The sequence below is a fragment of the Sulfuriferula sp. AH1 genome (genome assembly GCF_002162035.1).
GTDB lineage: Bacteria > Pseudomonadota > Gammaproteobacteria > Burkholderiales > Sulfuriferulaceae > Sulfuriferula.
Genome location: NZ_CP021138.1, coordinates 1,186,811 through 1,200,574, shown reverse-complemented (window position 1 = coordinate 1,200,574; position 13,764 = coordinate 1,186,811). Strand labels below are relative to the sequence as shown.

The following is a 13,764-nucleotide window of genomic DNA, read 5'->3' as shown; positions in this document are numbered from 1 at the left end:
ATGACCCCGCTCATCAGCGTCGTGGTGCCCACATACAAGCGCCCGCAAATGCTCAAGGAATGCCTGCTGGCGCTGTGCGCACAGGACTTGCCGCCAGGCGTTTTCGAAATTGTGGTGGCCGACGACGGCCCCAGCGCCGACACCCGCGCGATGGTCGAAACCTTTGCGCAGAATCATGCCTGCGTGCCGCTGATCCGCTATCTGCAAGTCAGCGGACGCCACGGCCCGGCGGCTGCGCGGAACTGCGGCTGGCGCAATGCCGCAGCGAATTTCATCGCCTTTACCGATGACGATTGCCGCCCGACGCCGGAATGGCTGCGGAACGGCTTGCTAGCGCTGGAACAGGACGCAGACGCCGCCTGGGGCAAACTGGTGATGCCGCTTCCGGCGACACCGACCGATTATGAAAAGGATGCCTCCAATCTCTCCCGTGCCGAATTCGTTACCGCAAACTGTTTTTGCCGGAAATCGGCGCTGGAACAGGCCGGCGGTTTCGATGAGCGCTTCCGCCTCGCTTGGCGCGAAGACAGCGATTTATTCTTCAACCTGCTCAATCTCGACGCCAGAATCGTTCACGCCCCTGCGGCTGTCGTGGTGCATCCGGTCCGGCCTGCGCCGTGGGGCGTCAGCCTTTCCCAGCAGCGCAAGATCCTGTTCGATGCGCTGCTCTACAAGAAGCATCCCGCCTATTACCGCGCCCGCATCCGCTCGTCGCCGCCCTGGAATTACTATGTCATCACCCTCAGCCTCATCCTCGCCGTGGCGCTGACCGTGGCTGGTAATTTTCAGGGTGCATGGCTGGCGATTGCCGTATGGCTGGGTTTCACGCTTGATTTTATCCTGCGCCGGCTGCGCGGCACCTCGCTGGATATGCGGCATGTCGCCGAAATGGCGGTCACCTCCGCTTTGATCCCGCCGATCGCACTCTACTGGCACTGGCTCGGCGCAGTCAGATTCCGGGTACTGTACGTGTAATGGACACCCCGAACGCGCTCGGCCAGCCACATTCGATCGTCGTATTCCGGGCCTTGCAGCTGGGCGACATGTTATGCGCAGTGCCTGCATTGCGCGCGTTGCGCAATGCCTATCCGGATGCCCGCATCGCACTGGTCGGCTTGCCCTGGTGCGCAACTTTCGCCGCGCGCTTCGCCTGTTATATCGACGAATTCATCGAATTCCCGGGCTATCCCGGCCTGCCCGAAATCCTTCCCCGGCTCGATGCGATTCCCGGTTTCCTGGCCGAGATGCAGCACCGGCGCTTCGATGCGGCGATACAGCTCCATGGCAGCGGCAGCTATGTCAATTCGATCGTGATGCTGTTCAACACGAGAACGACAGCCGGATTTTTCGTTCCCGGTGAATATTGTCCGGATGCCGAACGCTTCATCGCATGGCCGGAACACGAACCCGAGATCATGCGCTATCTGACGCTGATGGAACACCTGGGCATAGCGCCCGGCGACAGCTCGCTCGAATTTCCACTGACGCCGCTCGATCACAGCGAATTCGCGCAATTGGGGCTTGCCGCCGCGCTCGGCGGCAAGCCTTACGTCATCATCCACCCCGGCGCCCAGTTGCGTTCGCGGCGCTGGCCACCCGAGCGCTTCGCCGAGGTCGCCGACGGGTTGCCCGCCGATCATGCCGTCATCCTCACCGGCAGCGCGGCGGAATGGCCTGTCGCCCAGGCAGTCGAAGCGGCGATGAAGCGCAGTGCCATCAATCTGGCAGGCAAGACCAGCCTCGGCGCACTGGCTGTGCTGTTGCGGCATGCACGTCTGCTCGTCAGCAACGATACCGGGCTTTCGCACATGGCGGCGGCGTTGCGCGTGCCCAGCGTCATCATCTGTTCGGCATCCGACCCGCAGCGCTGGTCGCCGCTGGATCGCGATTTGCATTCCGTCCTGTTCCACCAACCGGTCGCCTGCCGGCCCTGCGCGCACGAACAGTGCCCCATCGGGCACCCCTGTGCGCTGGCACTGACGGCGGAACGGATCATACCTGTCGTACGCAACAAGCTTGCCCGCCATGGCAAGCTGCAAATGGAGGATTTCAATGGAGCGTCTTAAAGTGCTTATCTGGCATGTCCACGGTTCGTATCTGTATTATCTGGCGCATGCGCCGCATGATTTCTATGTGCTCTCCAAGCCTGAACGGCCGCCCGGGTACACGGGCAGGCATGGACATATTCCGTGGCCGGACAATGTCCACGACATGCCGGTCGCGCAAGTCAAGGACTGTCAGTTCGACTGCATCATCTACCAGTCGCCGGCGCAGTACCTGGATGACCAATACGCGATTCTGACGGCAGAACAGCGGCGTTTACCCAAGATATACATCGAACACGATCCTCCGCAAAAGCACCCTACCGATACGCCGCATCCGGTCGACGACCCCGAAGTCTTGCTGGTGCATGTCACCCACTTCAACCGCCTGATGTGGAACAGCGGGCGCACGCCGACGCGGGTGATCGAGCACGGTGTCGTCATCCCGCCCGGGGTAAGCTACAGCGGCGAATTGCCGAAAGGCATCGTGGTCATCAACCACCTCAAGGACCGTGGCCGCCGTCTCGGTGCGGATGTGTTCGAAGATGTACGCGCCAGTGTGCCGCTCGACCTGATCGGCATGGACGCCCATTCGATGGGCGGCCTGGGTGAAGTGATCCACAAGGACCTATGCTCGTTCCAGTCGCATTACCGCTTCTTCTTTAATCCGATCCGCTATACCAGCCTGGGGTTGGCGGTAATCGAAGCGATGATGGTGGGCCTGCCTATCATCGGCCTGGCGACGACAGAGATGGTCACGACGATCAGGAACGGCGTAAACGGCTATGTGGATACGGATGTGGCTGTTCTGAAAAAACGCATGATCGAGCTCATCAGCGACCCGGAGCTGGCCCGTGAATTGGGTGCTGCCGCCCGCGCTTATGCGATGGAACGCTTCAATATCGCACGCTTTGCCGCCGACTGGGACGACGCATTGAAAAGCGTTACAGCTTAGTGTCGGCCACTTTGGCCGGGCGGCGGTAACTGCGCCGTTCGCCGATCAGGCGCAGCAGCTGGCTATAAGGCAGAACCAGAAGGCCGCGCAAGCCGGCGACACTGGAAATGTCGCGCACCGCCTTGCGGATCTCCCCGTTGAATTCGGCCAATACCACCCCTTTTTCCGCCTCCCCCACCTCCTCGACCGCCAGCAATCTGTGCAGCGAGTAAAGGCCGAAAACAAAAGCGAAAACGAAGAGGAAATCCAGCCCGCTCAACGCCATCGCCGGCACTTGCCATGCGGTATGCGTGTTCATGGACGACCAGGCCAGATTAATGCTCAGGCGCTTGTTCTCAAACCAGTTTCCAAGCATGCCGCCAAGCGGGGGCGCAAGCGTTGCCATGATGCCCGAAACAAAACTCCTGACTGCCAGATAAGAGGTCGCCTTGCCGTGGGGTGCCAGCTTGAGCGCGATATTGCCGGTGCAAAGCGTCACCCCGGCGTTGGATATCCCGGCCAGCACGTGAATCATCAGCAATACGCTCATGCCAATCCAGAAATGACTCGAAAGCGAGGTGAACGGCCACATCATGAACGTGGTGATGAACATGAAACCGCTTTCCGCCAATACGGATTTATTGCTGAAGCGGTCGGCCAGCTTCCCCACAAACGGAAGAACATCACATTCACGATCTGGCTCAATACGGTCAAAGCCACGATAACACCCATGCTCAGATCCAGCCGCTTCAGCATATAGACGGTAAAAAACGGCGCGGCCAGATTGACCGCAAAACTCCATGTACCGAGAAATACCAGCAGACGCCGGAAATTCATATCCTGTAACGGTTCGCGGATTTGCGCCCAGAGATTGGAATGGGGTAGATGCTGCATCTGCGGTTCGGGCGTCCGCGCGATATAATAAACGCTCCACAGGCCGATCAAGCCACCAAGACCGATGTAAATCGAATAAATGACCAGCAGGCTGGTGCCGACAAAATTGACCCGAAAGGCATCCACGCCGAAACCGGCGACGAGCGTCACCACGACGCCGAATGCAGTCGAGACCGCCATCCGTTTCCCCATGTAGCTGCCGAGTATATGAGGTGGAATCAGGTCGTGCATCCATGAATTCCACGCCAGACCGGCGATGGTGCCGATCGCAAAATCCACGAATAACGCGACAAACATCGCCGGAACCCGGTAATTCTCGGGAACCACCCAGGGGATAAGCGCCAGCAATAGCCAGAAGATGCGACTCATGAACAAACCGAAGACCATCAGCGCCTTGCGGTTGCGCGTCGCTTCGACCAGATAGATGGTCGGCAACTGCAGTATCTGCGCAAGCGCCTGCAAGGCGGCGATCAGGCCGATGACCACATTCGATGCACCTAGCAACAACGCGAACGCCACTATAAAAGCACCCCCCGTCAGATTACCCATGATCTGAGTCAGGATGCCGTCGCGCATAACCATTTTCTGAGCGAACTGCAGCTCCTGCTCGGAAATGGATGTCTGGGGTACCAGCCACTTGAACAAAATGAATGCCTTAATTAAACGGATTTCCTGTATGGAAATGGATCAACTACGAAGCCGGGTAGGGAATGTATTGAATACAGCATGGATGCATAACCGAATTTCGTCAGTACGCAACCCCACACTCGACGATATTTCCTGCTATTCCGACTGTTCGCCAGCCACGACGATCAATCCCAACGGAAATGCCGCGAGCACATCCGCGATACGCAGACTCCAGCCGGTACGGCGCTGCTGGGGTTTCAGTACAGTTCCGGTGAACGCGCAGGTGTAATGCAGATTGCGACGGTGAAAAGGCAGTCCCACCGTGGTATCGCCCCAGATATTGCCGCCCGCGTCGAAGCGCTCATCTTCACCCAGCAACCGGGCGAAATAACGCGAAACGATGGTGATGACGATGCGCCCTCCAGCCATGCGCGCGTAAGCACATAGATGCGCGGCGCGTTCGCCCTTGATGGCAAGCGGCAGGTATTCTCCTTGCTCGAAAACCTCCGACCAGCGATTGCGCAATGCCAGCGCCGTGCTGACCACCAGCAATTTGGCGCGGCCGTCTTCCAGCGTGTCGCATAATGCAGCGATGCCTGCACTGCGCTGTTGCGGCGGCCGGGTGGCAAGCGTCTGCAATTCATCGAGCATCGCCCGGCGCCGGTTGAAATCCACCGGGCGCCGGTTATCCGGATCCACCAGACTGAAATCCCACAACTCGCAGCCCTGATAGATATCGGGCACACCGGGCACGGTCAGTTTCAGCAGCGTCTGTGACAGGCTGTTGAACAGGCCCAGCCGGGCGATCCGGCGCTGGAACGGCAGAAACCGGGCCTTGAACGCACTCTCGGCCGGCGCATTTACCAGCGCATCGGCAAATGCCAGAATCGCCTCTTCGTAAGCCGTGTCAGGGTTGATCCAGCTGGTATGCACTTTAGCTTCGCGTACCGCCTTGATCAGGTATTCCTTCAACCGGCTGAGGAAATGCGCCATCTCGCCGGCATCCGGCTCTCCCGGCGGCCAGATGCCAAGCAATGTCTGATAGATGAAATATTCATCATTGGGCGTGGGTACGCGCACGCCATCCACTTCGCGCCTGAGACTGCGGTTGGCGCGGCTCCAGTGCCGTAGCGCGAGCCGCCAGGCGGCCGGCATTTCCGAAAGGACATTCAGGCGGGCCCGCACATCCTCGCTGCGCTTGGTGTCGTGCGTCGAAGTGGTCAGCATCGCGTGCGGCCAGTCCCTCGCACGGGCTGCGTTGGCCCGATGGAACATGGTGCGGGTCACGCCGAACTGGCGCGGATCACTGCCGACTTCGTTCAGCGACAACAAACGGTGATAGATATACGCGCTGGTGTCTTCCAGGCCTTTCGCCATCACCGGACTGGTGATCTGCTGGAATTTCATCGCAAATATCAGCACCTGCTCGTAATAGGCAGCCGATTTTCCATCTGCTGCGGCGAGCGTGAGCACATCTTGCAGAAAGTCGAAGATGCCGGTCTCCGCCGCCGTGCTCCGGCGTTTGGCCGCTAACGTCGCCTGTTCGACGTTGTGACGGTCTTCCGCTGTGACCTCCCGGGCGCTTATGTAGCCGCGATAGACCGGGAAACAGGCGACGATCTCGGCCAGGGCCCGACGCAATCCATTCAGCGTGTAATCGCAGGTATGACGGTCGGCTTCGGCAATTTTCGAGAGCAGGTTGGCCAGCACATTCAACTCGCCCGACAGCGCGGTCTTCATGATGAGTTTCTTGGAATGGTACAGCAGATCATCAAAATCGGCATGCTCGCAGATGAAGCCGTTGTACACCCGCTCCATGCGTTTGGCTGCGCTTGTATCGACAAACAGGCCATTGAGCAGATTGGTGAATTCGTAACCGGTGGTGCCATGTACCGGCCAGCTGCCGCGCAATTTTTCATGCACCGCCAGTATCTTTTCCACTACCAGATAGGGCGCACGACCCGCCAATCTGCATTGTTCGACCAGCTTGCGAAAATAGGCCTCGGGGTCATACAAACCATCCGGATGATCCAGACGCAGGCCATCGAGCTTGCCTTCACCGACCAGCCGCAGCAAAAGCTGGTGCGTCGCATCGAAGACTTCGTCGTTCTCCATGCGCAACCCGGCCAGATCGTTGATGTCAAAAAAGCGCCGGTAATTGATTTCATCCGAAGCCACCCGCCAGTAGGCCAGCCGGTAAGCCTGCGCCTCGATCAGCTGATGCAGCGGGTCGAAGCTGGCCGGCTCTCCCGCTACGCCATTGAAGATACGCAGATTCTCGTCGAGAAACCAGGCGATGTCCGGGTAGGCCTTCACCAGGCTTGCCAGATGGTGTTTGTGCACTTCCTTGTCGCGTCTGCGCTCGGCCTGCCGTTCGGGCGAGATATCATTGCGAGATGGCAGATTGCGGAATGCGGTGGCCAGGCTCTGAAACTCCATCAGCAGCGAGGCTTCCTGCCCTAACCGTATGCTCAGCACCTCCATGCGGTAGGCCAGAATAAGCGGATATTCCGCAGGGTCTATCGGAAAATGGTGCTCATAGTAATAAATGGCAAATTCGCCGCGCTCCACATCGAACCGCAGTTGCAGCTCGGCGTTATCCAGTACCACGCCATAGCGGTTACCCAGAACCGGCAACAGCACCTTGCCGCGCAATTCAGGCTTGATCGGCGCCCAGTCGATATCGAAGAACTTGGCATAGGCCGACGCCTGGCCGTTCTCCAGCACGTCCAGCCACCAAGCATTGTCGCCGCCCACGCCCATATGGTTCGGCACCACATCCAGCATCTGTCCCATGCCGTGTTCGGCAAGCGTCGCGCACAGCAGTTCGAATTCCTGATAAGTGCCGATCTCGGGATTCAGCGTGTTGTGATCGATGATGTCGTAACCATGCCTGCTGCCTGGCCGCGCCTTGAGATACGGCGAGGCATACAGGTGTGAAACACCCAGGGCATGCAGATAGGGCACGATCTCGCGCGCCTGATTGAAGGTGAAATCGCGATTGAATTGCAGACGATAGGTACACAGCGGAATCCGTGGCGAACGCGCGCGCAGCATGTCGGCTGGCGCAGGCTGTGAAGGATGCGCCTGTTTTGCACCCGCACGCTCGGCGATCACTGCTCCGACGATGCGTTGCAGGCGCGGGTCGTCTCGCCATTCTTCCAGATTGACGCTCAGACGGCGCTGCCAGTTCGGGTAGGCTTCATTTGTCGCGCCCGGCAGATTGACCTGCTCCAGTTGCCCGAAGATATCGCCCGGATGAATCATCATGATCTGCGACCGTGTCCTGGCGAGGAAACGATGCACGGCACACATCAGTTCCAGCGACATCTCCGGGTTCGCCACCGGATGCATGCTGCCGCCTTCCAGCAGCGCTTCGCGCTCCAATGCTATCAGCAATGCAGCCCGGTCGCTCGCCCGCGACATCACCTGCTGCTGGCGCACGTTCTCATCGGCAAACAGCCCCAGGGTCGCGCGCGTATCGATATCCTGTCCCTGCCAGTATCCCCGCAACGTAGGCAGATCATGCGTGCTCACCGTCACCAGCGATTGTGCCGGATAGGCGGCCGACGCCAGAAAACCGCCCTGTTCATCATGCGAAAACAACAGTACGCGATAGGACAATATGCCGGCTTGCTGCATGCGCTCGCGCAGACTATCGGGTACGGTGCCCAGATCCTCGCCGATCACCAGACAGCGATTGCGCTGGCTTTCCAGCATCAGTATGCCCAGCAGGTCATCAAACGGATAGCTTATGTAGGTACCGGCTATGGCAGGATCGCACGGAATCCAGAATAGCCGCATCAACCCCATCACATGATCGATGCGCAACGCACCCATGTGGCGCATGTTGGCCCGCAGCATCGCAATGAACGGCGCATAGGCAGTTTCACGCAACTGCTCCGGTATCCACGGCGGCAAACCCCAATCCTGCCCGTGCGGATTGAAGTCATCCGCAGGTGCGCCGATGCTGGCGCCAAGCGCATGGCAGCGCTGGCAAGCCCAGGTTTCCGCGCCGCCGCGCTCCACGCCGACAGCCAGATCGCCGTATAAACCCACACCCAGCCCGTATGCCAGCGAAGTCTTGCCGGCCGCATCGAGCTGCTGATCGGCCAGCCATTGCAGATACTCGTAATACTCGATCTGCTCGATATGCTCCTGCATGAAATCGGCTACCGCCGGCGCGGCGGGATCGCGAAAAGCTTCCGGCCATGCCGGCCAGCCATGGATGCCGGCATCCTGCTTGCTGAAGTAAGCCTGCAGCGTCTCGAACAGCGCATGCCGGCGCAGATTTTCTCCGCCTTGCAATTGAAAGGCGCGGAACTGCTGCCCGCGTTCGCTGTTCCCTTGCAAGTGCCATTCCCGGAAATGACGGTAAAGCACGGTCAGCAGCGTCTGCTTGGCGGCCATGACCTGCTGGTAATCCACTAGGTCTTCCGAACGCAACGCACGCAAGCGCGCCTGAAACGCCTCGTCCGCCACCGTCGTGCGCGCTTCGTCGCATTCGGCAAAATCGGCTACCGCTTCGACGTCCAGGTAGAGAATGTTAAGGAACAGCCGGCTGGAAGGACTGTACGGGCTGACATGAGCCGGATTGTCCGGAAACAGTGCGTGCAGCGGATTCAGCCCGACGATGTCCATGCCCGATTCGCCGGCCAGCTCGACCACCATGCGCAGGTCGGTGAAATCACCTATGCCCCAGTTGTGCAAGGAACGCACGCCGTAAAGCTGCAAGGCAGGCCCGTAAACCCGTCCGTCTTCAGCAAGCGCAGGAGGCTGATAAGCAATTGCCGGTGCTACGATAAGGGTCATGCCAATTTCGCTACCGTCCGCTGCCTGCACCGTCAGGCGGTGATAACCTGGCGGGCATGACGGCAACTGCAACAGGCCGCGTTCGTACTGCTCGCCGTCAAGCGACTGGTTGCCGGCGTGTTCCAGTTCAGCGGGCCGGAATACGCCGTCTTCATGCCTGCCGTCTTCGTGCGTCAATGCCCAGCGATAGAGGCCATTCGCGTACACGGACGAAGACACGACCGGCACCGCCAGTGCGCCATCCGAGACACGCACCACCTGCACCGGCGGCAGCATGCGGCGCCATGACTGCGCTGCATGTTCGGCGAATATCGCTGCCAGATCGCCGTTAAGGTTGACGCCCATTGCCGTGAGCAGCGCACGTTGCGTCGCTTCGCCGGTAGGATGCAGATTGCCCCAGATGTCATGATATTCAGCTGCGATGCCGTATAAGGCGGCAAGCTGCGCCAGCGCATTATGCTGTGTCATTGGCTTGCTTCCTCGATGAACCAGGCAACACACCAGGCCGGCATGCACCCAGCGGAAAACAGCTCCGGCAAATCCGGCTGGCTCAGATAAAAGGCCTTGCCAGCAAAACCCGACTTGCCTGCGACTGCCTCATCGCCCAGATTCGCCAGCAGCGTTAACTGCGCGCCATCACCCAGATGCCAGCGCACGGCCAGTCCCCTTGCTCCGATCAGTTCGAATCTGGCGCCGCCGTGCATGCCAGGCAGCCGCGGCATGACATGCACGCGGCGCAGTGCCAGCAGCTCGCGATAGAATGCCAGCCACTCGCGGTGTGGCGGCTGATCCAGACTCGCCCAGTCGAGCTTGCTGCGCTCGAATGTTGCCGGATCATTGGGGTCGGGTATCCGCGCCTGCGCGCCGGGATCGGCGAATTCGCGGAACCCGGCGAATTCACGGCGCCGGCCCGCGGTGACGGCGAGCGCCAGCTCTCCCTGAAAATCGCAGAAGAACTGGAACGGCGTTGCCGCCGCAAACTCCTCGCCCATGAACAGCATCGGCGGCGATGGCGCCAGCAGCACCACGGCGAGTGCGGCCCGCAGCGATACCGGTTGCGCAAGCATCGACAGGCGTTCGCCGTAAGCGCGGTTGCCTACCTGATCATGCGTCTGCGTGAAATTGACGAAAGCACCGGGGGGCAGATGGGTGCTGGTTTCGCCGCGCAAGCGACCCTCGCGGAAACCGGAAGGCTCGCCCTGAAAAGCAAAACCCTCGGCCAGACAGCGTGCCAGATGCCGCACCGGCTGATCGGCGTAATCGGCGTAATAGCCGTCCTGTTCTCCGGTCAGCAGGATATGCAGGGCATGGTGGATATCGTCGTTCCACTGCGCGGCAATGCTAGCCTGCCCGATATACCGCGCCGCGTTGGCATCGTTTTCCAATATGAGATGCACCTTACGGCTGCGCCCAGGGCCGGCGTGTACCGCCGCCGCCAGTTCTTCGATGATGTCGGGCCGACTGTCGTCGAGTATGGCGTGTACCGCATCCAGCCGCAGCCCGTCGAAATGGTATTCTTCCAGCCAGTACAACGCGTTGTGGATAAAAAAATCCCGTACCGTACGGCTGCCGCTGTCGTCGAAATTGATCGCCGCGCCCCACGGCGTATGATGGCGCTGGCTAAAGAATGGCGGCGCATAGGCATGCAGGTAATTGCCGTCAGGCCCGAAATGGTTGTACACCACGTCCAGCAGCACCATCAGCCCGCGTGCGTGCGCCGCCTGCACCAGCGTTTTCAATTCGTCCGGCGTGCCGTAGCTGGTATCGGGCGCATACAGCAACACCCCGTCGTAACCCCAATTGCGCTTGCCCGGGAAATCCGCCACCGGCATCAGCTCGATCGCGGTAACGCCCAGATCCGCCAGATAATCGAGCCGTTGCATCGCCGCGGCAAAAGTGCCCTCTGCAGTGAAGGTTCCCGTGTGCAGCTCGTAAATCACCGCCTCATGCCATGGGTGTCCCCGCCATGCCGCATCCTGCCAGTCGAAAGCCGCCGCATCGATCACCTGGCTATGGCCGTGAACATCGCCGGGATTGGCGCGGGACGCAGGATCAGGCACATCCAGCCTGCCGTCGATACGGTAGCGATAACGCGTTCCCGGTGCAGCTTGATGCGGCGCAGTCACCAGTTCAAACCAGCCATCAGCAAGCGCCTGCATCGGCAAACCGGTTTCCGTCCCCGCGCCCTGTTGCAGCCGCAGCTCGACCTGCTGTGCCGCCGGTGCCCACAGACGGAAGCGTATCCTGTCATCAGCCAGCACGGTCGCGCCGAAAGGCATGTCGTGCACGCGTTTCATTTTGGTTCACCCTGTTTCAGCAGTACCAGCGCCCGGCCACCCACAGGATAGCCCTCTCCGGCTTTGTAACGAAGAACTTTCGGCTGTCCGACCGCATCACAGGTATCCAGCAATACGTCCCAATAATGATGCCCGTCGAATTCGGGCAGCATAAAGGCGATGTCTTCATGATGCGCATTAATCAGCAGCAGCAGATTGTCGTCATGCAGGCGCCGCCCGCGCCCGTCGGTCTCGACCAGACTATCGCCGGCAAGGTAGACGCCCAGGCAGCGCGAGAAAGCCTGATTCCAGTCTTCTTCGCTCATTTCGAAGCCATCCGGATTGAGCCAGACAATGTCCTTTACCTCACCGCCGCGTATCGGTTTGCCATGAAAGAAATAGCTGCGGCGAAACAATGGATGTGCCTTGCGCAGCGCGATCACTCGCTTAGTGAATTCCAGCAGCTCTTTATCCTGCGGTTTAAGATCCCACGACAACCAGCTGATTTCATTGTCCTGACAATATGCATTATTGTTGCCATGCTGGGTACGGCCCATTTCGTCACCGGCAAGCAGCATCGGCACTCCCTGCGAAAACAGCAGCGTGGCCAGCAGATTGCGTTTCTGCCGCGCGCGCAGAGTGTTGATCTCCGGATCGTCCGTTTCGCCTTCGACGCCGCAATTCCAGGAATGATTATTGTCGTTGCCATCGCGATTATCTTCCAGATTCGCTTCATTGTGCTTGCTGTTGTAGGTCACCAGATCATGCAGGGTGAATCCATCATGCGCGCTGAGGAAATTGATACTGGCATGGGGTCTGCGTCCGTTGTGCTCATACAGATCGCTGGAGCCGGTGAGCCGCCTTGCGAGCTCGCCGATCAGGCCGCCATCGCCTTTCCAGTAAGCACGGACACTGTCCCGATACTTGTCGTTCCATTCCGCCCAGCCCAGCGGGAAATTCCCGACCTGATAGCCGCCTTCGCCCAGATCCCAGGGTTCGGCGATGAGCTTGATCGTGCTCAGTACCGGGTCCTGGCGTATGGTATCGAAGAACGTGCCGAGCTGGTTCACTTCATGCAGTTCACGCGCCAGCGCCGAAGCCAGATCGAAACGGAAACCGTCCACATGCATTTCCTGCACCCAGTAACGCAGGCTGTCCATGATCAGCTGCAGTACCCGCGAATGCCGCATATCGAGCGTGTTACCGCAGCCGGTGTAATCCATGTAATAACGCGAATCATTGTCCACCAGCCGATAATAGGCGATATTGTCGATACCGCGGAATGACAGGGTCGGCCCGAGGTGATTGCCTTCGGCCGTATGATTGTAGACGACGTCGAGAATGACCTCGATGTCGGCCGAATGGAGTGTCTTGACCATGGTCTTGAATTCGCTGACATGGCCGCTTGCGGAATAACGCGAATCCGGCGCCATGAAGCTGATGGAGTTATATCCCCAGTAATTGCGCAGCCCGCGTTCGATCAGATGCCTGTCGTCGAGAAATGCGTGCACCGGCATCAGCTCGACGGTCGTGATGCCAAGCTGCTTGAGGTGCTCGATCGCGGGTTCCATCGTCAATCCGGCATAAGTCCCGCGAAACTCCGGCGGAATATCCGGATGCTGCATGGTAAAGCCTTTGACGTGCAGCTCGTATATCACCATGTCATGCCAGCGGATATCGGGTGGCCGGTCGTTCCCCCAGGTAAAGGCCTGATCGATGACCCGGCATTTGGGCATGCCTCTGGCGTTATCGCGGCGGTCGAAAGAGAGATCGCCACGCTTGCTGCCAATGCGGTATCCGAAATGCGCATCGCTCCACAGCGGGGTACCCACGATATCCTTTGCGTAAGGCTCGATCAGCAGCTTGTTGGGATTGAAACGGTGCCCTTCAGCGGGACGATAGGGGCCGTATACCCGGAAGCCGTAAAGCAGCCCTGGACGGGCCTCGGGCAAATAACAATGCCAGATCAGATTGGTGCATTCCTTCAGCTCGATACGCTGCACCTCGCGCTGGCCTTTGGAATCGAACAGACACAGTTCGACTTTCTCGGCATGCTCGGAAAAAATGGCGAAGTTCACGCCTTCACCGTCCCAATTCGCACCGCGCGGATAGGGGCGCCCCGGCCAAACCGACGATATCCATTTGCTCATCCTGAACCTCTGCAAGAATCGTATTTACA

General features: G+C 59.5%; 8 protein-coding genes. 3 read left to right on the top strand and 5 right to left on the bottom strand.

Going from position 1 to position 13,764, the window contains the following annotated elements; all coding sequences use genetic code 11:
• Genes CAP31_RS06155 through CAP31_RS06145 form a run of 3 tightly spaced genes read left to right on the top strand, consistent with a single transcriptional unit; the run spans position 1 to position 2,997 of the window.
• Positions 1-975, top strand: coding sequence for a glycosyltransferase family 2 protein (locus tag CAP31_RS06155; RefSeq protein ID WP_087446728.1), 975 nt, complete (start codon positions 1-3; stop codon positions 973-975).
• Complete coding sequence (locus tag CAP31_RS06150; RefSeq protein ID WP_087446727.1) at positions 975-2,066, top strand: glycosyltransferase family 9 protein; 1,092 nt, start codon at positions 975-977, stop codon at positions 2,064-2,066. The genes CAP31_RS06155 and CAP31_RS06150 overlap by 1 nt, the downstream gene beginning before the upstream one ends.
• Positions 2,053-2,997, top strand: coding sequence for a glycosyltransferase family 4 protein (locus CAP31_RS06145; RefSeq protein ID WP_223247395.1), 945 nt, complete (start codon positions 2,053-2,055; stop codon positions 2,995-2,997). Before CAP31_RS06150 ends, CAP31_RS06145 begins: the two co-directional genes overlap by 14 nt.
• Here CAP31_RS06145 and CAP31_RS06140 read toward each other — a convergent pair.
• The 5 genes from CAP31_RS06140 to glgX form a co-directional block, all read right to left on the bottom strand.
• Positions 2,987-3,589 (bottom strand): hypothetical protein, encoded by a 603-nt coding sequence (locus CAP31_RS06140; RefSeq protein WP_087446726.1) that lies wholly within the window; start codon positions 3,587-3,589, stop codon positions 2,987-2,989. The two genes, CAP31_RS06145 and CAP31_RS06140, sit on opposite strands and share 11 nt — an antisense overlap.
• A complete protein-coding gene (locus CAP31_RS06135) occupies positions 3,568-4,515 on the bottom strand; it encodes an MFS transporter (RefSeq protein WP_087446725.1) in 948 nt (315 codons plus the stop codon). Before CAP31_RS06135 ends, CAP31_RS06140 begins: the two co-directional genes overlap by 22 nt.
• 138 nt (positions 4,516-4,653) lie before the next feature.
• Positions 4,654-9,777, bottom strand: coding sequence for a malto-oligosyltrehalose synthase (locus CAP31_RS06130; RefSeq protein WP_087446724.1), 5,124 nt, complete (start codon positions 9,775-9,777; stop codon positions 4,654-4,656).
• A complete protein-coding gene (gene treZ / locus CAP31_RS06125; protein WP_223247394.1) occupies positions 9,774-11,606 on the bottom strand; it encodes a malto-oligosyltrehalose trehalohydrolase in 1,833 nt (610 codons plus the stop codon). The genes CAP31_RS06130 and treZ overlap by 4 nt, the downstream gene beginning before the upstream one ends.
• Entirely contained in the window at positions 11,603-13,735 is a 2,133-nt protein-coding gene (glgX, locus tag CAP31_RS06120) for a glycogen debranching protein GlgX (RefSeq protein WP_087446723.1), read from the bottom strand. The genes treZ and glgX overlap by 4 nt, the downstream gene beginning before the upstream one ends.
• Positions 13,736-13,764 lie beyond the last annotated feature (29 nt).